Source organism: Streptosporangium album, assembly GCF_014203795.1.
In the GTDB taxonomy this organism is placed as follows: Bacteria; Actinomycetota; Actinomycetes; order Streptosporangiales; family Streptosporangiaceae; genus Streptosporangium; species Streptosporangium album.
Genome location: NZ_JACHJU010000001.1, coordinates 742,129 through 762,246, shown reverse-complemented (window position 1 = coordinate 762,246; position 20,118 = coordinate 742,129). Strand labels below are relative to the sequence as shown.

General features: G+C 64.0%; 12 protein-coding genes and 3 rRNA genes. All 15 read left to right on the top strand.

The features are described from left to right. Window positions 1–181: 181 nt before the first annotated feature. The 15 genes from tig (at window position 182) to mreD (ending at window position 20,099) form a co-directional block, all read left to right on the top strand. On the top strand, window positions 182–1,570 hold the full coding sequence (gene tig / locus FHR32_RS03500) for a trigger factor (protein ID WP_184752916.1): 1,389 nt from the start codon (window positions 182–184) through the stop codon (window positions 1,568–1,570). Window positions 1,571–1,996: 426 nt separating this feature from the next. Beyond that, complete coding sequence (locus FHR32_RS03495) at window positions 1,997–2,641, top strand: ClpP family protease (protein WP_312881951.1); 645 nt, start codon at window positions 1,997–1,999, stop codon at window positions 2,639–2,641. Between the two features lie 11 nt (window positions 2,642–2,652). Beyond that, window positions 2,653–3,297 (top strand): ATP-dependent Clp protease proteolytic subunit, encoded by a 645-nt coding sequence (locus FHR32_RS03490; RefSeq protein ID WP_184752914.1) that lies wholly within the window; start codon window positions 2,653–2,655, stop codon window positions 3,295–3,297. Window positions 3,298–3,490: 193 nt separating this feature from the next. Next, window positions 3,491–4,771, top strand: a complete 1,281-nt coding sequence (clpX, locus tag FHR32_RS03485) for an ATP-dependent Clp protease ATP-binding subunit ClpX (protein WP_184752913.1) — start codon at window positions 3,491–3,493, stop codon at window positions 4,769–4,771. Between the two features lie 290 nt (window positions 4,772–5,061). Beyond that, window positions 5,062–7,647 carry a valine--tRNA ligase gene (locus tag FHR32_RS03480; protein ID WP_184752910.1) on the top strand — a complete coding sequence of 862 codons (2,586 nt, stop codon included), beginning with the start codon at window positions 5,062–5,064 and terminating at the stop codon, window positions 7,645–7,647. Between the two features lie 568 nt (window positions 7,648–8,215). Further along, window positions 8,216–9,737 (top strand): 16S ribosomal RNA (locus FHR32_RS03475). Between the two features lie 378 nt (window positions 9,738–10,115). Continuing rightward, window positions 10,116–13,245 (top strand): 23S ribosomal RNA (locus tag FHR32_RS03470). Window positions 13,246–13,382: 137 nt separating this feature from the next. After that, window positions 13,383–13,499 (top strand): 5S ribosomal RNA (gene rrf / locus FHR32_RS03465). Together the 16S, 23S and 5S rRNA genes form the textbook arrangement of a ribosomal RNA operon. A gap of 121 nt (window positions 13,500–13,620) precedes the next feature. After that, complete coding sequence (locus tag FHR32_RS03460; RefSeq protein WP_184756340.1) at window positions 13,621–14,913, top strand: bifunctional folylpolyglutamate synthase/dihydrofolate synthase; 1,293 nt, start codon at window positions 13,621–13,623, stop codon at window positions 14,911–14,913. Between the two features lie 26 nt (window positions 14,914–14,939). Next, complete coding sequence (locus tag FHR32_RS03455; RefSeq protein ID WP_184752908.1) at window positions 14,940–15,278, top strand: DUF4233 domain-containing protein; 339 nt, start codon at window positions 14,940–14,942, stop codon at window positions 15,276–15,278. Between the two features lie 11 nt (window positions 15,279–15,289). After that, a complete protein-coding gene (locus FHR32_RS03450; protein ID WP_184752906.1) occupies window positions 15,290–16,885 on the top strand; it encodes a hypothetical protein in 1,596 nt (531 codons plus the stop codon). A 94-nt stretch (window positions 16,886–16,979) separates the two neighbouring features. Then, window positions 16,980–17,390, top strand: coding sequence for a nucleoside-diphosphate kinase (ndk, locus tag FHR32_RS03445; RefSeq protein WP_184752905.1), 411 nt, complete (start codon window positions 16,980–16,982; stop codon window positions 17,388–17,390). Window positions 17,391–17,581: 191 nt separating this feature from the next. Continuing rightward, window positions 17,582–18,613, top strand: coding sequence for a rod shape-determining protein (locus FHR32_RS03440; RefSeq protein ID WP_281390824.1), 1,032 nt, complete (start codon window positions 17,582–17,584; stop codon window positions 18,611–18,613). Continuing rightward, the gene (mreC, locus tag FHR32_RS03435) at window positions 18,613–19,566 is read left to right on the top strand and encodes a rod shape-determining protein MreC (RefSeq protein ID WP_184752903.1); all 954 of its coding nucleotides are present in this window, start codon (window positions 18,613–18,615) and stop codon (window positions 19,564–19,566) included. Before FHR32_RS03440 ends, mreC begins: the two co-directional genes overlap by 1 nt. Window positions 19,567–19,568: 2 nt before the next feature. Then, entirely contained in the window at window positions 19,569–20,099 is a 531-nt protein-coding gene (gene mreD, locus FHR32_RS03430; protein ID WP_184752901.1) for a rod shape-determining protein MreD, read from the top strand. The last annotated feature ends 19 nt before the right edge of the window (window positions 20,100–20,118 follow it).

The following is a 20,118-nucleotide window of genomic DNA, read 5'->3' as shown; positions in this document are numbered from 1 at the left end:
GTCTGCCCTAGACTGGCCAGCGGCGCTGGACACCCGCCACAGTGGAGCATGCCCTAATCTCGCATGTCTCGACGGCTGTGCCCGGTGCCGCTCATGTGGGCGCGGCGCGCGAGCTTGCCGCGGTAGCCGTACGACTTGACGCGCCCGCGATCACTCGAAGCTTGATCAAGGAGACCACCCCGTGAAGACCGCTGTGGAGGAGCTCAGCCCGACCCGGGTCAAGCTCACTGTCGAGGTGCCGTTCGAGGAGCTCGGCGAGAGCCTGCAGGCGGCGTACAAGAAGGTCGCGCAGCAGGTGCGCGTCCCCGGCTTCCGGCCGGGCAAGGTTCCGGCCCGGATCATCGAGCAGCGCTTCGGCCGCGCGGTGGTGCTGGAGGAGACCCTCAACGACGCCGTGCCCAAGCTCTACGGCCAGGCCGTCGACGCGAGCGACATCTTCCCGGTCAGCCAGCCGGAGATCGAGGTCACCAAGATCGAGGACGGCGAGCAGGTCGAGTTCACCGCCGAGGTGGACATCCGTCCTAACTTCGACGTTCCCGACTACCAGGGCCTTGAGGTCACCGTCCCGGCCGCCGAGGTGTCCGACGAGGACATCGACGCCCAGCTGGACGGCCTGCGCCAGCGGTTCGCGACGCTGACCGGCGTCGAGCGCGCCGCCGCCAACGCCGACTACGTCGTCATGGACCTCGCCGCCGCGATCGATGGTGTGAACATCGAGGAGCAGCAGGCCAACGACGTCTCCTACGAGGTCGGCGCCGGCTCGGTGCTGCAGGGCCTGGACGACGCGCTGGTCGGCATGTCCGCCGGTGACACCAAGGAGTTCACCACCAACCTGGTCGGCGGCGAGAACGCCGGCGAGGAGGCCGTGGTCACCATCACCATCAAGAGCGTCAAGGAGAAGGTCCTCCCCGAGCTCGACGACGAGTTCGCCCAGCTGGCCAGCGAGTTCGACAGCCTCGACGAGCTCAAGGACAGCGTCCGGGAGCAGGCCCGCCGCAACAAGCTGATCGACCAGGTCGTCCAGGCCCGTGAGAACGCCCTCGACGCCCTTCTCGCCAAGATCGACATTCCGCTGCCGGACAGCGCGCTCAAGGCCGAGGTCGACAACCGCAGGCACAACCTTGAGCACCAGATCGCCGAGAGTGGGCTGAGCAAGGAGGCGTACTTCCGCCTCTACCAGACCACCGAGGAGGAGCGTTACGCCGAGTTCGACGAGACCGCGGCCAAGGCGCTCAAGACCGGCTTCGTCCTCGACAAGATCGTCAAGGCCGAGGAGCTCGGTGTCAGCGAGCAGGAGCTGACCAACTTCGTGGTGCGCCGCGCCATGCAGATGAACGTCGCCCCGAACACGCTCGCCCAGCACCTCGCCGACAACGACCAGCTCACCCTGGCCATGGTCGAGATCGTCCGTGACAAGGCCAAGAGCGTTGTCGGTGACGCCGCCAAGGTCACCGACGAGGCCGGCAACGAGGTGGACCTCAAGGCCATCTACACCGAGATCAACGGTGAGGAGGCCGGCGAGGAGCCGACCGAGGAGACCGCTGAGGAGACCGCTGAGGCCGCGAAGTAGGCTCAGCCGCGACAAACGACGACGCCCCCACCGCGCAGGCGCGGTGGGGGCGTCGTCGTTTCCCGTCCCGCTTTTCTCGTGCCGCCCCCTCTCCGCTGTGAGACGCGGGGGCCGGCTGAGAGGCACCGAGGGTGCCTGCGTTCCCTTCCAGAGGCGGTTCTCCCCCCGGAAGGGGCAGTGTGCGGGAAAAAATCAGTCAAATATGTGGTCCGGCTTCTGAGTCGTGTGCAGGGACCGAGATGAGTCCCGACACGTGGGACGACCCGGGCGGAAAACGGGCTCGAAGGGGCGCAAGAAGGGGCTTGGGGCGAGGTGACGAGCATGCGCCGTCAGCGAACAGCACGTTGAGGGGGCATGTCCGGTAGGCGGCGCGCGTTAAGGTCACAAGCAAAGCCAATCGATTACGACGCATCGGAAGGTGACGCTGTGACCAGCCCGCCGACCTTCTACCAGCCGACCGGCTCCGGGCCCGAGTCGATGAGCCAGCCGAACGGCTCGTTCAGGCTCGAAGACCAGCTCTACCAGCGGCTGCTGCGTGAGCGCATCATCGTGCTGGGCACTCAGGTCAACGACGAGATCGCCAACCGGATCTGTGCCGAGCTGCTCTTGCTCGCCGCGGACGACCCTGACCGGGACATCTGGCTCTACATCAATTCGCCAGGTGGATCGGTGACCGCCGGTATGGCGATCTACGACATGATGGAATACGTGCCTAACAACGTGTGCACGGTCGCGATGGGCCTGGCCGCCTCCATGGGCCAGTTCCTCCTCTGCGCCGGCGAGCGGGGCAAGCGCTACGCTCTGCCGCACGCCCGCATCATGATGCACCAGCCGTCCGGAGGCATCGGCGGCACCGCTGCCGACATCGCCATCCAGGCGGAGCAGATGCTCTACGTCAAGAAGACCCTTGCCGAGCGCATCGCCTTCCACACCGGCCAGAACCTCGACCAGATCGAGGCCGACTCCGACCGTGACCGTTGGTTCACGGCCGAGGAGGCCAAGGACTACGGTTTCATCGACCAGGTCGTGCGTAGCGCTCGACAGGTGCCCTCTTCGGGCGCCGTCTCCTGAAGGGGCACAAGGTGAGTGAGTTGATCCGGCCGGGAGACATCAACGGCCGCTATGTTCTTCCGTCCTTCACCGAACGCACGTCGTACGGCATGCGGGAGATGAATCCGTACGCCAAGCTGTTCGAGGACCGCATCATCTTCCTCGGCGTGCAGGTGGACGATGCCTCGGCCAACGACGTCATGGCGCAGCTGCTGACGTTGGAGTCGCTCGACCCCGACCGTGACATCAGCATCTACATCAACTCGCCGGGCGGTTCGTTCACCGCCATGACGGCGATTTACGACACGATGCAGTTCGTCCGGCCGGAGATCCAGACGGTCTGCCTGGGGCAGGCGGCTTCCGCTGCGGCGGTGCTGCTCGCCGGTGGCACCCCGGGCAAGCGGTTCGCCCTGCCGAACGCCCGCATCCTGATCCACCAGCCCTCCACCGAGGGCGGCGGCCAGGGAAGCGACATCGAAATCCAGGCGCGGGAGATCCTGCGGATGCGCGCGCAGCTGGAGTCGATGTTGGCAAGGCACTCGGGCAAGGACCCCGCGGCGATCCGCAAGGACATCGAGCGCGACAAGATCCTTGATTCCGAAGAGGCGAAGGCGTACGGGTTGATCGACGACATCATCCCGTCCCGCAAGAAGCTCGCCAAGGCCATAGCCTCTTAACGAGGCCCATCGCACCGGAACGGTGCCCAATTGGGCACGTTCCGGTGCGACTCGCCGCTAGGGGGCTCACTGAGGGCTCAGAAGACGGTAACGTCGAAACCTGAGCGGGATGACTTTTCGTACCGGGTATCGGGCCGGTCGGAAGAAACGGACCGCGACAGCCAGGGCGGTCCCACGCAAAGGAGTATCTGGGGTGGCACGCATCGGCGACGGGGGAGACCTGCTGAAGTGCTCTTTCTGTGGAAAGAGTCAGAAGCAAGTCAAGAAGCTCATCGCCGGACCCGGCGTATACATCTGCGATGAGTGCATCGATCTCTGCAACGAGATCATCGAAGAGGAGCTCAGCGAGTCCTCCGAGCTCAAGTGGGACAGTCTGCCCAAGCCGAGAGAGATCTACGAGTTCCTCGACGCCTACGTCATCGGTCAGGACCAGGCGAAGAAGGCTCTCTCCGTGGCGGTCTACAACCACTACAAGCGTGTGCAGTCCGGTGAGCGTGGGCGCGACGACGGCCTCGAACTGGCCAAGTCCAACATCCTGCTCCTGGGCCCGACCGGCTCCGGCAAGACACTGCTCGCCCAGACGTTGGCGAAGATGCTGAACGTACCGTTCGCCATCGCCGACGCCACCGCCCTAACGGAGGCGGGCTATGTGGGTGAAGACGTCGAGAACATCCTTCTCAAGCTGATCCAGGCCGCTGACTATGACGTCAAGAAGGCCGAGACCGGCATCATCTACATCGACGAGGTGGACAAGATCGCTCGAAAGAGCGAGAACCCCTCGATCACCAGGGACGTCTCCGGCGAGGGCGTGCAGCAGGCCCTGCTGAAGATACTGGAGGGCACCACGGCGAGCGTGCCGCCCCAGGGCGGGCGCAAGCACCCTCACCAGGAGTTCATCCAGATCGACACCACCAATGTGCTCTTCATCTGTGGCGGTGCCTTCGCCGGCCTCGAAAAGATCATCGAGTCCCGGGTCGGCAGGAAGGGCATCGGCTTCAACGCCATCATCCACTCCAAGGAAGACGTCGACACCGCTGACATCTTCGGCGATGTCATGCCGGAGGACCTGCTGAAGTTCGGCATGATCCCCGAGTTCGTCGGCCGTCTCCCGGCGATCACGAGCGTGCAGAACCTCGACCGTGAGGCTCTCATCCAGATCCTCACCGAGCCGCGCAACGCTCTGGTGAAGCAGTATCGCCGCCTGTTCGAGCTGGACAACGTCGAGCTCGAGTTCACCGACGACGCCCTTGAGGCGATCGCCGACCAGGGAATCCTCCGGGGCACCGGTGCCCGTGGCCTCCGGGCCATCCTGGAGGAGGTCCTCCTCTCGGTGATGTACGAAGTGCCTTCGCGCCAGGACGTGGCGCGTGTCGTCATCACCCGCGAGTCGGTGCTGGAGCACGTCAACCCGACGCTTGTCCCGCGCGACCAGCTCAACAAGCAGCAGCGCACGCCGCGCGAGAAGTCCGCGTAGACCTGCCTGTACGGCCGGCGCCCCCGCGAGGAGACTCGCGGGGGCGCCGCTGTTTCAGGCACCGACTCGATGACGCCGCCCTCGACCACGCTGTCTCCGGCTCGGTTTTCAGGCCTGCCGACCCAGGCCCGCACCACCGCCCTGCCCCTGGCTCCTTCGCCGGGTTATCGGAAGAAACGGTGCGACAGGGCTGTAGTCCCCGCATGGGCGCGGTTTGCCCGACCAGCGGTCGGGCCCCTTTTCGCAAGTCTTGCGCCCATGGGACATCAACCACCCGGACGTCCCTAGAATTGGACACCGTGACGACGCCAGAGCTGCCCACCCAGTACACACCCGCCGACGTGGAGACCCGGAGCTACGAGCGCTGGGTATCGGAGGGATATTTCACCGCGGACCCGAGCAGCGAACGCGAGCCGTACAGCATCGTCCTGCCCCCGCCGAATGTGACCGGTGTCCTGCACATCGGCCACGCCCTCGACCACTCGATCCAGGACGCCCTGACCCGCCGCGCCCGCATGCGCGGCCAGGAGACGCTCTGGCTGCCGGGTATGGACCACGCCGGCATCGCCACCCAGAACGTCGTGGAACGTGAGATCGCCAGGGACGGCCTCTCCCGGCACGACCTGGGACGGGAGGCCTTCGCCGAGCGCGTGTGGCAGTGGAAGGAGGAGTCCGGCGGCCGGATCCTCGGCCAGATGAGGAAACTCGGCGACGGCGTCGACTGGTCGCGCGAACGCTTCACCATGGATCCCGGGCTCTCCCGCGCCGTTCAGACGATCTTCAAGAAGCTCTTCGACGACGGGCTCATCTACCGCGCCGAGCGCATCATCAACTGGTGCCCGCGCTGCCTGACCGCCCTGTCGGACATCGAGGTGGAGCACAGTGACGACGAGGGCGAGCTTGTCTCGATCCGGTACGGCGACGGCGAGGACTCCGTCGTCGTCGCGACCACCCGCGCCGAGACCATGCTCGGTGACACCGCCGTGGCCGTGCACCCCTCCGACGAGCGCTACACCCACCTGATCGGCCGTGAGGTGGAGATCCCGCTCACCGGGCGCCGTGTCCCGGTCGTGGCCGACGAATACGTCGACCCGGCCTTCGGCACAGGCGCGGTGAAGGTCACCCCGGCGCACGATCCGAACGACTTCGAGATCGGCCGTCGCCACTCCCTGCCGTCCCTGACCGTCATGGACGAACGTGGCGTGATCACCGCTCACGGCCCCTTCCAGGGACTCGACCGGTTCGAGGCCCGGCCCGCGGTCGTGGCCGCCCTGCGCCAGGAGGGCCGGATCGTCGCGGAGAAGCGGCCCTACCTCCACTCGGTCGGCCACTGCTCGCGCTGTAAGACCGTGGTGGAACCCCGGCTCTCACTCCAATGGTTCGTCAACGTCTCCCCGTTGGCCAAGGCCGCGGGTGACGCTGTCCGTGACGGTCAGACGAAGATCCACCCGCCGGAGCTGGCCAAGCGCTACTTCGACTGGGTCGACGACATGCACGACTGGTGCATCTCGCGGCAGCTGTGGTGGGGACACCGAATCCCGGTCTGGTACGGCCCGGCGGGTGAGGTCATCTGCGTCGGTCCGGATGAGGAGCCGCCCGCCGGTTACGTCCAGGATCCCGATGTGCTCGACACTTGGTTCTCCTCCGGGCTGTGGCCGTTCTCCACACTGGGCTGGCCGGAGAAGACACCGGAGCTGGCCAGGTTCTACCCGACATCCGTCTTGGTCACCGGCTACGACATCCTGTTCTTCTGGGTGGCCCGGATGATGATGTTCGGCATCTACGCGATGGATGGTCAGCCCCCGTTCCGTACCGTGGCCCTGCACGGCATGGTCCGCGACCAGTACGGCAAGAAAATGTCCAAGTCGTTCGGCAACGTCGTGGACCCACTCGACTGGGTTGATCGCTTCGGTGCCGACGCCACCCGATTCACCCTGCTGCGCGGTGCCAACCCCGGCTCGGACGTCGCGATCAGCGAGGAGTGGGCCGGCGGTTCCCGCAACTTCTGCAACAAGATCTGGAACGCCACCCGCTTCGCGCTGATGAACGGCGCAGCGGTCGGCGAGCTTCCGGTCGAGGAGCTGACCGCGGCCGACCGATGGATTCTCTCCCGCCTTCAGGAGATCGTCTCGTCGGTGGACACGGCTTTTGAGGAATTCGAGTTCGCCAAGATTTCCGACCTGCTCTACCACTTCGCCTGGGATGAGGTCTGCGACTGGTACGTGGAACTCGCCAAGATTCAGATCGGCTCGGGTCTGGAGCACACCCGGCTGGTGCTGGGCCATGTCTTCGACTCGCTCCTGCGGCTGCTTCATCCGCTGGTGCCGTTCGTCACCGAAGAACTGTGGCGGGCGGTCACAGGAGGTGAGTCGATCGTGGTCGCGCCGTGGCCCACGGTCCAGGAGTCGTTGCGTGACGCCTCGGCCGAGGAGGAGATCCTCGCCGTTCAGGGCCTGGTCACCGAAGTCCGCAGGTTCCGCTCCGATCAGGGGCTCAAGCCCGGTCAGCGTGTCGCCGCCCGTCTGTCACTCGCCGGTACGGCTCTCGCCTCCCATGAAGGAGCCATTCGGTCGCTGCTCCGGCTTGACCCGCCCTCTGATCCGTTCTCCGCTACCGCACGCCTTGACGTGGGCGGGATCGTCGTGGAGATCGACACAGCGGGCACGATCGACGTGGTCGCCGAGCGTAAGCGTCTGGAGAAGGATCTCGCCGTGGCGCGTAAGGAGGCCGACCAGGTGGCGGCGAAGCTTGGGAACGAGCAGTTCATGGCAAAGGCGCCTGACGATGTGGTGGCCAAGGTGCGAGCCCGCGCGGAGCAGGCCGACCAGGACATCGCACGGCTTGCCGCTCAGCTCGCCGCACTCCCCGCCGGCTGAGCACACACCTGAGACAGAGTTTTGATCAAGAGTCCGGAGTCTGTTGACTCCGGACTCTTGCGTTTGGAAGTCGCTGACTCAGGGAAGACCTAGTTGTTACCGCGAATTGGGTCATGGCAGCTCGAGCGGACTGCTAGAGTTCTTCAAGCAGGGCAAGCCCCTGCACCCCCTCTAAAAGATCACCGAAAACCTGGTTCCGTCCATCGATTTGGACAACAGCAGGATGTCGGAGTAAGTTAGAAGGGTTGCTCCGGAAACGGGGCGGCCGGAATTCCGGTAAGGCAAGCGAGATCAAGTCAAGTGGTTCGAAACGGACTGGTTTGACACGAAAACGCGGACCTGAAAGAATAAAGGCACAACGGAACGAACGAAACGCCCCGGACGCCGGGCCTTCTGGCCAGGAAGACGGAGAACGCGTCCGTTTCTTGAGAACTCAACAGTGTGTTAAAAGCCAGTGCATGAAGCACAACCCCGTCCGACCCGCCTGTGGTGGGAGGACGGATTCCTTTGGTTGATACATCCGCATGTTGATGCGGGTGCTTTCAGCCGGGAGAAACTTCTCAAACATTGTTTGGAGAGTTTGATCCTGGCTCAGGACGAACGCTGGCGGCGTGCTTAACACATGCAAGTCGAGCGGAAAGGCCCTTCGGGGTACTCGAGCGGCGAACGGGTGAGTAACACGTGAGTAACCTGCCCCTGACTCTGGGATAAGCCCGGGAAACTGGGTCTAATACCGGATACGACCACTTCTCGCATGGGATGGTGGTGGAAAGTTTTTTCGGTTGGGGATGGACTCGCGGCCTATCAGCTTGTTGGTGGGGTAACGGCCTACCAAGGCGACGACGGGTAGCCGGCCTGAGAGGGCGACCGGCCACACTGGGACTGAGACACGGCCCAGACTCCTACGGGAGGCAGCAGTGGGGAATATTGCGCAATGGGCGAAAGCCTGACGCAGCGACGCCGCGTGGGGGATGACGGCCTTCGGGTTGTAAACCTCTTTCAGCAGGGACGAAGTTGACGTGTACCTGCAGAAGAAGCGCCGGCTAACTACGTGCCAGCAGCCGCGGTAATACGTAGGGCGCAAGCGTTGTCCGGAATTATTGGGCGTAAAGAGCTCGTAGGTGGCTTGTCACGTCGGGTGTGAAAGCTTGGGGCTTAACTCCAGGTCTGCATTCGATACGGGCTGGCTAGAGGTAGGTAGGGGAGAACGGAATTCCTGGTGTAGCGGTGAAATGCGCAGATATCAGGAGGAACACCGGTGGCGAAGGCGGTTCTCTGGGCCTTACCTGACGCTGAGGAGCGAAAGCGTGGGGAGCGAACAGGATTAGATACCCTGGTAGTCCACGCTGTAAACGTTGGGCGCTAGGTGTGGGGACCTTCCACGGTTTCCGCGCCGTAGCTAACGCATTAAGCGCCCCGCCTGGGGAGTACGGCCGCAAGGCTAAAACTCAAAGGAATTGACGGGGGCCCGCACAAGCGGCGGAGCATGTTGCTTAATTCGACGCAACGCGAAGAACCTTACCAAGGCTTGACATCGCCCGGAAACACTCAGAGATGGGTGCCTCTTCGGATCGGGTGACAGGTGGTGCATGGCTGTCGTCAGCTCGTGTCGTGAGATGTTGGGTTAAGTCCCGCAACGAGCGCAACCCTTGTTCAATGTTGCCAGCACGCTCTTCGGGGTGGTGGGGACTCATTGGAGACTGCCGGGGTCAACTCGGAGGAAGGTGGGGATGACGTCAAGTCATCATGCCCCTTATGTCTTGGGCTGCAAACATGCTACAATGGCCGGTACAGAGGGTTGCGATACCGTGAGGTGGAGCGAATCCCAAAAAGCCGGTCTCAGTTCGGATTGGGGTCTGCAACTCGACCCCATGAAGTCGGAGTCGCTAGTAATCGCAGATCAGCAACGCTGCGGTGAATACGTTCCCGGGCCTTGTACACACCGCCCGTCACGTCACGAAAGTCGGCAACACCCGAAGCCCGTGGCCCAACCAGCTTGCTGGGGGGAGCGGTCGAAGGTGGGGCTGGCGATTGGGACGAAGTCGTAACAAGGTAGCCGTACCGGAAGGTGCGGCTGGATCACCTCCTTTCTAAGGAGCATCGGCTGCAGGCCACGTGGTGGTCTGTGGTTCATGCCGTGTCCGTGGGCGAACGTTCCACGCTCGGCGCGCTCATTAGTGGAGCACTGGCTAGTCAGCCGGACCGGGTCGCCGGGCCGCTAGTACCGCCCTCCTCGTGGAGGGAGTGGGAACGGGGTGTCGGGGGTTCGGGCTGGTTGAACACACTGTTGGGTCCTGAGGAAACGGACATTGAGGCGGGCCCGCTGTGGCGGGTTTGCTGTCTGTTTGACCTCGTGCGGGGCCGGCCTCCTGCCAGACCAGCTCATCGGGTGATGGGTGTTGGTGGTGGGGTGGGTTTGGTTGCTGTCTGTTGTTTGAGATTTGCATAGTGGACGCGAGCATCTTTGTGGCCAAGTTTTTTAGGGCACACGGTGGATGCCTTGGCATCAGGAGCCGATGAAGGACGTGGGAGGCTGCGTTAAGCCCCGGGGAGTCGCCAACCTGACTTTGATCCGGGGATGTCCGAATGGGGAAACCTAGCACCAGTCATGTGGTGTTGCCTCCGTCTGAATGTATAGGGCGGTTGGTGGTAACGCGGGGAAGTGAAACATCTCAGTACCCGTAGGAAGAGAAAACAATTTAGTGATTCCGTGAGTAGTGGTGAGCGAAAGCGGATCAGGCTAAACCGTATGCGTGTGATAGCCGGCAGGCGTTGCGTGTGCGGGGTTGTGGGACCCTCTGGGGGGAGCTGCCGTTTCTCCAGACAGTGAGAAATCGATGGGATAGTCGAAGCTTCTGGGAAGTTGCGCCGTAGACCGTGAGAGCCGGGTAGGCGAAATCTTGTCGACTGTTTGAGGGGATCCCAAGTAGCACGGGGCCCGAGAAATCCTGTGTGAATCTGCCAGGACCACCTGGTAAGCCTAAATACTCCCTGATGACCGATAGTGAACAAGTACCGTGAGGGAAAGGTGAAAAGCGCCCCGGTGAGGGGTCGTGAAATAGTACCTGAAACCGTGTGCCTACAAGCCGTAGGAGCGTAGACGTTTTCGGACGTCTGTGATGTGACTGCGTGCCTTTTGAAGAATGAGCCTGCGAGTTATGGTGTGTGGCGAGGTTAACCCGTGTGGGGTAGCCGTAGCGAAAGCGAGTCTGAATAGGGCGTTTGAGTCGCATGCTGTAGACCCGAAGCGGAGTGATCTAGGCATGGGCAGGTTGAAGCGCGGGTAAGACCGCGTGGAGGACCGAACCCACCAGGGTTGAAAACCTGGGGGATGACCTGTGTTTAGGGGTGAAAGGCCAATCAAACTCCGTGATAGCTGGTTCTCCCCGAAATGCATTTAGGTGCAGCGTTGCGTGTTTCTTGCCGGAGGTAGAGCACTGGATGGCTAATGGGCCCGACAAGGTTACTGACGTCAGCCAAACTCCGAATGCCGGTAAGTGAGAGCGCAGCAGTGAGACTGCGGGGGATAAGCTCCGTAGTCGAGAGGGAAACAGCCCAGACCACCGACTAAGGCCCCTAAGCGTGTGCTAAGTGGGAAAGGATGTGGAGTCGCAGTGACAACCAGGAGGTTGGCTTAGAAGCAGCCATCCTTGAAAGAGTGCGTAATAGCTCACTGGTCAAGTGATTCCGCGCCGACAATGTAGCGGGGCTCAAGTACACCGCCGAAGTCGTGGCATTCACATGTTAGCTTGGCAGCTTGTCTGTCTAGGTGTGTGGATGGGTAGGGGAGCGTCGTGCAGCCGGCGAAGCAGCAGAGTGATCTAGTTGTGGAGGCTGTGCGAGTGAGAATGCAGGCATGAGTAGCGAATCAGAAGTGAGAAACTTCTGCGCCGGATGACCAAGGGTTCCTGGGCCAGGCTAATCCGCCCAGGGTAAGTCGGGACCTAAGGCGAGGCCGACAGGCGTAGTCGATGGACAACGGGTTGATATTCCCGTACCCGCTGCGATGCGCCAATACTGAATCCAGTGATACTAAGGGTCCTTAAGTCCCTGACGCCCTTCGGGGTGTGGGTGAGGCTGAACGCCTGGCCTGATCTGGTAGTAGGTAAGCGATGGGGTGACGCAGGAAGGTAGCCCAGCCCAGGCGATGGTAGTCCTGGGGTAAGCATGTAGGGAGAGAGGTAGGTAAATCCGCCTCTTGTGTATCCTGAGATGTGATGCCGAGCCGATTGTGGCGAAGTGGGTGATCCTATGCTGCCGAGAAAAGCCTCTAGTGAGTGTCGTGGCGGCCCGTACCCGAAACCGACTCAGGTGGTCAGGTAGAGAATACCAAGGCGATCGGGTGAACTGTGGTTAAGGAACTCGGCAAATTGCCCCCGTAACTTCGGGAGAAGGGGGGCCTTCGCTGGTGATGAGTCTTGCACTCGGAGCTGGTGGGGGTCGCAGAGGCCAGGGGGAAGCGACTGTTTACTAAAAACACAGGTCCGTGCGAAGTCGTAAGACGATGTATACGGACTGACGCCTGCCCGGTGCTGGAACGTTAAGGGGACCGGTTAGCTGTCTTTCGGGGTGGCGAAGCTGAGAACTTAAGCGCCAGTAAACGGCGGTGGTAACTATAACCATCCTAAGGTAGCGAAATTCCTTGTCGGGTAAGTTCCGACCTGCACGAATGGCGTAACGACTTCCCCGCTGTCTCAACCGCAGACCCGGCGAAATTGCACTACGAGTAAAGATGCTCGTTACGCGCAGCAGGACGGAAAGACCCCGGGACCTTCACTATAGCTTGACATTGGCGTTTGGAACGTCTTGTGTAGGATAGGTGGGAGACGGTGAAGCCGCTACGCTAGTGGTGGTGGAGTCATTGGTGAAATACCACTCTGGTCGTTTTGAACGTCTAACTTCGGTCCGTGATCCGGATCAGGGACAGTGTCTGGTGGGTAGTTTAACTGGGGCGGTTGCCTCCTAAAGAGTAACGGAGGCGCCCAAAGGTTCCCTCAGCCTGGTTGGCAATCAGGTGTCGAGTGTAAGTGCACAAGGGAGCTTGACTGTGAGACCGACGGGTCGAGCAGGAGCGAAAGCTGGGACTAGTGATCCGGCGGTGGCTTGTGGAAGCGCCGTCGCTCAACGGCTAAAAGGTACCCCGGGGATAACAGGCTGATCTTCCCCAAGAGTCCATATCGACGGGATGGTTTGGCACCTCGATGTCGGCTCGTCGCATCCTGGGGCTGGAGTAGGTCCCAAGGGTTGGGCTGTTCGCCCATTAAAGCGGTACGCGAGCTGGGTTTAGAACGTCGCGAGACAGTTCGGTCCCTATCCGCTGCGCGCGCAGGAGACTTGAAAGGAGCTGTCCCTAGTACGAGAGGACCGGGACGGACGAACCTCTGGTGTGCCAGTTGTTCCGCCAGGAGCACGGCTGGTTGGCTACGTTCGGAAGGGATAACCGCTGAAAGCATCTAAGCGGGAAGCTCGCCTTGAGATGAGGTCTCCCACCATGAGAGTGGGTAAGGCTCCCAATAGACGATTGGGTTGATAGGCCGGAGGTGGAAGCATGGTAACGTGTGGAGCTGACCGGTACTAATAGGCCGAGGACTTGACCACAAAGCATAAGCTTGGTTTCTGCAGCGCTCTGTCCCTTCGCCGGGTCCGGAGCAGCGCGAAGCCAGGGTTGTTGCCCGCGTCCACTATGCAATTCTGAAACAGCAGGCACCGTTGTGTGTTTGATAGTTTCATAGTGTTACGGCGGTTATGGCGAAGGGGAAACACCCGGTTACATTCCGAACCCGGAAGTTAAGCTCTTCAGCGCCGATGGTACTGCACCGGGGACGGTGTGGGAGAGTAGGTCGCCGCCGGGCAATCTTTTGGGAAAGGCCATCCTTCGGGGTGGCCTTTTCTGTTTCCCGGGGCCTGTCGGGAACCTGTCGGCGAGGTCAGTAGGCTTGAGGCGTGGACTATCGAGCGGTTGAACGCGCAATCATGGAACGCGGCGTCGAGTGGAACTTCGATCCCACTCTCGACAGGATCGCCGCACTCATGGACCTGCTCGGCTCCCCGCAGCATTCCTACCCGGTCGTGCATGTCGCCGGGACCAACGGCAAGTCGAGCACGACCCGTATGGTCGAGACGATTCTGCGTGAGCGTAACCTCCGCGTCGGCCGTTTCACCAGCCCGCACCTCGTCTCCATGCGTGAGCGCATCTCCGTGGACGGCGCCCCGCTGAGCGAGGAGCGCTTCGTCGAGGTCTACGAGGACATCGCCCCCTATCTGGGGATGATCGACGCAGGGGGACGTCGCCTCTCCTTCTTCGAAACCCTTACCGCGATGGCTTTCGCGGCCTTCGCCGATGCCCCCGTCGACGTCGCTGTCATCGAGACCGGGATGGGAGGCAGCTTCGACGCCACCAACGTCGCCGACGGCGCGGTGGCCGTCATCACCCCCATCTCGCTGGACCACGTCGACTATCTCGGCCCCGACGTCGCGACGATCGCGGGGGAGAAGGCCGGCATCATCAAACCAGGTGCGACAGCCATACTCGCTCAGCAGCAACTTCCCGCAGCCGAGGTCCTGATGCGCAAAGCGGCCGAGGTGGGAGCCACTGTGGCGCGCGAGGGGTTGGAGTTCGGCGTGCTCGGCAGGGAAATCGCGATCGGCGGGCAGCTACTCCGCCTGCAGACCCTCAAGGGCACCTACGACGACGTCCTGCTCCCGCTGTACGGTGCGCACCAGGCGAGCAACGCCGCTTGCGCGTTGGCCGCGGTCGAGGCGCTGAGCGTCGGGGAGGACGCACTCGATCCCGAGCTGGTCCGGCAGGCGTTCCTTCAGGTGAGTTCGCCCGGCAGGCTCGAGGTCGTACGGCGGGGCCCCACGGTGCTGGTGGACGCCGCGCACAACCCGGGCGGGATCCAGGCCACGCTGGAGGCCGTTCAGGAGTCATTCGACTTCGCCAAGCTCATCGGCGTGGTCGCGGTGTTCGAGGATAAGGACGTTCAAGGCATCCTGGAGTTGATGGAGCCGATGATGGACGAAATCGTGGTGACCCGTAACTCCTCGCCCAGGTCCATGGACGTGGACGATCTCGCCGCGCTCGCTGAGGAGATCTTCGGGATGGACCGGGTCCACCAGGTCGAGCGGTTGGACAGTGCGATCGACCGGGCGATCGGGATGGTGGACGCCTTGGGAGAGTTCAGCGGGGCCGGGGTGTTGATCACCGGTTCGGTGGTGACCGCCGGAGACGCGCGGTTGCTGCTCAAGGCCGATGGTGCCACATGAGCCGGGCGACGGCGGAAAGGCAAGAGATGATCACAGTCACTCCGGGCATGCGGCGGCTCTGTGCCAGCGTGCTGGGCATGGAGGCGATCGTCATCGGGCTGTTCACTCCGGTGGCGATCAACACCCAGGACATTGAGCCGGCTGTCGCGGTGACCGTCGGGATCGGCCTGGCGGTCCTGTGTGTCCTGGTCACAGGAATGTTGAAGCGGCCCTTCGCCTACGTCTTGGGAAGCCTGGTCCAAGTGCTCGCCATCGCTGCGGGTTTCCTGGTCCCCACGATGTTCTTCCTTGGAGCGATCTTCACCGCGCTGTGGATCACGGCGATATTCGTCGCTCGCCGTGTCGAGGGCGTGACTTCCCGCTAAAGTCGGCCGACATGGCCGTGCCTCCCATTCAGCCGACTCGGGCGGTGACCGCCGGGCCCGAGGGCCTGTCGCGCACGCTCGGTGTCTCCGTGATGCTCGATGTCGTCCTCGGGCTGCTGGTCGCGGTGGTTCTTCCACTGGCGATCGTCGCCATCCCCAACACCATTTCCGTGGTGGCCGCCCTGCTGCCCCCCGAGATCTCGAAGGTCGCGATGGTGCGGGCCCACGGGCTGGCACTGCCCGCGATGGTGCTCACCGTGCCGCTGGCGGCCCTCGCTGTACAGCGGATGCGCGCGGCCCCGATCCTGGTCGCCGGACTGGTCCTGCTCGCGGTGGCCGACGCCGCCGGGGGGTACGCGGACTCCACACTGGCGGTGGGGGCCCTGCGGGTCCTTCACGGGGTCGGGGCGGGCCTGCTGGTGCCCGCCACTCTGGCGGCAGTCTGGGAGCGGTCACCGCTCCTGCGCGCGGTGTGGGGTGGCATGCTCGCGCTGAGTCTCCTCGCCGCACAGGCGCTGGCCCTGTGGCCGCTCGACGAGGTGAGGTCCTGGAGGGTCACGCTCCAGCCGTACCCGATGCTCACGGGAGTCGCGCTCGTGCTGGCCGCTCTCTACCTCGTGTTCTGGATGAGAAGCGGCGAGGGCGGCGGGACGAGCGCCGTGGAGCGCGGGCCTCTGCGGATGGCGGCCCTGCCCGCTGCGGGGATTGCCCTGCTGGCCCTGGGAAGCACCTTCGACTGGCCTCCGAGTCTGCTGATCCTCGCTGCGCTGCTGTCGATCCTCGCGCTCTTCGGATCTGCCTCCCTGGGCGCTTTCGACGGTATCGGTGGCCGGGCGCCCGCTTACACGATGCTCACGGTGGGCATCGTCGTCCTCCCCACCTTCGCCCAGGTCACCTCCGTCGAGCTCGGCGGGCTGGGTGGTCCGGGTCTGTCCGGTCTGTGGCCCGCTTTCGCGGCCGCCGGGGTCATCGGCGTTGTCGCCGCGGTGCTGGTGGGCCGGTTGGGCGACGGTGGCATGCTTCTGACCGGTGCGGGTGGCCTGGTGGCCGTGGTGGCCGGGCTGTGCGCCGTCCGGCTGCTCCTTCCCACCTCCGACGGGCTTGTGCTGATCTTCCCGTCCGTTCTGATCGGAGCCGGTGCCTCGGCGGCTCTCACCTCCGCGTTGCGCTCGTGCAGGCCCGGCGCGGCACTCTTCGGGCTGTCGCTGCTCTTCCCCGGAGTGCTTTCCGGCTTCCTGCTGGGCAGCGGTGTCCAGGTCACCTGGCTGGAGGACGCGAGGAGTCCCCAGGCGCTGGTCGACGGCTTCGTGGGCGCACTCCACCTGTGGGCCCTGATCGGCGGCGGCCTGGTGGTCGTGACGATCGTGCTCTGCGCGGTCCTGGGCCGTCGTTCTCCAGACGTCGGGCCCGATGAGGTGAGCACACCTGTGGCCGGAGGCGGCGCCTGGGATGGGCCGCCTTCCGCGGAGGGAGCCGGTGGGCAGGGCCGGGCCGAGACGCGGCCGGAGCCGGACTCCCGGCCGGACAGGACCGGCACGCTGCCGGTGGTCCCACCGCCCACGCCGTCTCCGGAGGACACGCTGGGAGAGGGGTCCGCTCATCCGTGACGCCGTCGACCACGGGGAATCGGGTAGAGGGCGGTAAACTTCGCGCGTTCACCACCGTTCGCGAATCATCTTTGCTTTTCAAAGGAGAACTTCAGTGTCCGAGCGCACTCTTGTCCTGATCAAGCCCGACGGTGTCGCGCGTGGTCTCATCGGCGATGTGATCGCCCGGGTCGAGCGCAAGGGCCTGAAGGTCGCGGCGCTGGAACTGCGCACCCTGGACGTCGAGACCGCCAAGACGCACTACGCGGAGCACGCCGAGCGGCCGTTCTTCGGCGAGTTGGTCGAGTTCATCACCTCCGGCCCGCTGGTCGCGCTGGTGCTTGAGGGCCCCCGCGCCATCGAGGCCTTCCGCGCCCTCGCCGGCCTGACCGACCCGGTCAAGTCCGCCCCCGGCACCATCCGTGGCGACCATGCCCTGGAGATCGGTGAGAACGTGGTTCACGGCTCCGACTCGCCGGAGTCCGCCGCCCGCGAGATCAAGATCTTCTTCCCGGACCGTTTCTAGGCGTTATCGGCCTCTGGCGCCGTCGAGCCTCGTCACTCTGGGAGTGACGAGGCTCGACGTATTTGGCACGTCTTAAGATTTTCCTGGAACTGAAGGGCTCATTGCGCTCAAGTGTGGGTACGTCACGTTACGATTCGAGTGCGTTCTGTAGTTTTCGCCGACGACCTCACGGAAGGAGGGCCGCCTTCCCCATGAGCAGCATGCTTTCTTTTCTCGGCCGCGACATGGCAGTCGACCTCGGCACCGCCAATACGCTCGTCTACGTCCGAGGTCGCGGCATCGTGCTCAACGAGCCGTCCGTCGTCGCGATCAACACGACCTCAGGGAAGATCGTCGCCATCGGCATCGAGGCCAAGCGCATGATTGGCCGGACTCCGGGCAACATCGTAGCGATCAGACCGCTCAAGGATGGCGTCATCGCCGACTTCGACGTCACCGAACGTATGCTCCGCTACTTCATCCAGCGCGTGCACAAGCGTCGTCACTTCGCCAAGCCTCGCATCATCATCGCGGTGCCGAGCGGGATCACCGGGGTCGAGCAGCGCGCGGTCAAGGAAGCCGGCTATCAGGCGGGGGCGCGCCAGGTCTTCATCATCGAGGAGCCGATGGCCGCGGCGATCGGCGCCGGGCTCCCCGTGCACGAGCCGACCGGCAACATGGTGGTCGACGTCGGCGGAGGCACCACCGAGGTGGCCATCATCTCAATGGGCGGTGTGGTGACCAGTCAGTCGATCCGGGTTGGCGGCGACGAGCTGGATCAGGCGATCATCAGCTTCGCGAAGAAGGAATACTCACTCATGCTCGGCGAGCGGACCGCCGAAGAGATCAAGATGGCGATCGGCTCCGCCTGTGTGCTCCCCGACGAGGGACATGCCGAGATCCGGGGGCGTGACCTGGTCAGTGGCCTGCCAAAAACGATCATCGTATCGGCCCAGGAGATCCGTAAGGCCACCGAGGAGTCGGTGAACGCGATCGTGGACGCGGTCAAGACCACCCTGGACAAGTGCCCGCCGGAGCTCTCCGGGGATCTGATGGACCGGGGCATCGCGCTCACCGGAGGTGGCGCGCTCCTCAAGGGCATGGACGAGCGGCTCAAGGACGAGACCGGTATGCCGATTCATCTGGTGGACAACGCACTCGACTCCGTGGCCCTCGGCTCGGGTAAGTGCGTCGAGGACTTTGACGCCTTGCAGCAGGTCCTGGTCCCGGAGCCGCGGCACTGATGAAAGACACGCGTCGGGCACGGATGAGCCTGGGACTGCTGCTGGCCGCGGCGCTCGTGCTCATGACCGTGGACCATCGGGCAGGAGATGACTCTCCCTTCGGTCCTCTCCGGGGAGCGGGAACGGCGCTGTTCGGCACCGCGGAGAGCGCTGGGGCCGGTGTCATCCGGCCGGTCGGCCAGTTCTTCGAGACGATGGTGGGAGCGCCCGACGCGCAGCGTCGCATTGACGCGCTGAACGCGGAGAACCAGCGGCTCAAGCGCGACCTGATGGAGCAGAGCCTGGATCGGCGGCACTCTGCCGAGCTGAGACGTCTGCTCCGGGTCGCCGGGACCGCCGGATACAAGATCGTGTCCGCTCAGGTGATCGCCCGGCGTGGCACGCCCGGGTTCGAGGAGGCGGTCGAGCTCGATGTGGGCAGCGCCGACGGTGTGCGGTCGGAGATGACCGTGTTGAACGGCGACGGCCTGGTGGGCCGGGTGATCCATACGGGGACGTCCACCTCGACCGCGGTCCTGCTCAGTGATCCCGCTTCGGCGGTCGGGGCGCGGTTGGAGGGAAGCAACGAGATCGGGGTGGTGCACGGAGTCGGGGAGAACGGCCGTCTGGTCCGTTTCCGGCTGCTCGACTCGACCGCTCAGGTTGCTCCAGGCCGCAGGATCGTGAGTTTCGGTTCCCAGAAGGGGGTCCCGTATGTCGCGGGAGTGCCTATCGGAGTGGTGGAGCGGGTGGAGGCCACGCCCGGGGAGTTGACCCGGATCGCCTACGCGCGGCCGTACGCCGACCTCACCGCGCTGGACGTGGTCGGTGTGGTGGTGCAGGCACCACAGCGCGATCCACGTGACCCGGTACGGCCCAACGCACCGGGCAGGCCCAACCCGCCGGGTGAGTCCGACCGGGCGCAGAAACCCGAGGCGTCGCACAGGCTCGACGTGTCGCGGAAGGGGGCCTGACGGTGGGCGGCCGCGATGTGATCTCGGTGGGGATGCTCCTGCTGGTCATGGTCGTCCAGGTGACAACCGTGAACCGGCTGCCGCTCCCGGGGGTGGGTGCGCCCGATCTGGTGCTGCTCACCGTGGTGGGTTACGCGTTGGTCCGCGGGGCTGTGGCCGGGGCGGTCATGGGTTTCTGCGCGGGGCTGGTCAGCGACGTGCTGCCACCTGCCGCGCATGTGCTCGGGCAGTACGCACTGGTGCTGTGCCTGATCGGGTTCATGGCCGGCCGGATGGCGGAGAACCATCCCGAAGCCGTGCAGATCACGACGTTGACCTGTGCGGCCGCCGGTCCGCTGATCGCCGTGGTGGTGGGTGGACTGCTCGGAGATGACCGGATCAACCGGTCCATGCTCACGACGGTGCTGCCCCAGATGATCCTTTACAACGTGCTGGCCGCACCGCTGATCGTGTGGGCGGTGACGAGAATCGTCCGAGGACCCCGGACGCGGGCCTTGCAGCCGGCGGGGTATCTGGCACGGGGCCGCATATGAGCGGGTGGGTCGGTGAGCA

Excerpts from the sequence above, each read along its gene's own strand:
- FHR32_RS03450 (WP_184752906.1), top strand. The coding sequence starts at position 15,290 with ATGGCCGTGCCTCCCATTCAGCCGACTCGGGCGGTGACCGCCGGGCCC.
- FHR32_RS03455 (WP_184752908.1), top strand. The coding sequence starts at position 14,940 with ATGATCACAGTCACTCCGGGCATGCGGCGGCTCTGTGCCAGCGTGCTG.
- FHR32_RS03440 (WP_281390824.1), top strand. The coding sequence starts at position 17,582 with ATGAGCAGCATGCTTTCTTTTCTCGGCCGCGACATGGCAGTCGACCTC.
- mreC (WP_184752903.1), top strand. The coding sequence starts at position 18,613 with ATGAAAGACACGCGTCGGGCACGGATGAGCCTGGGACTGCTGCTGGCC.
- FHR32_RS03460 (WP_184756340.1), top strand. The coding sequence starts at position 13,621 with ATGGAACGCGGCGTCGAGTGGAACTTCGATCCCACTCTCGACAGGATC.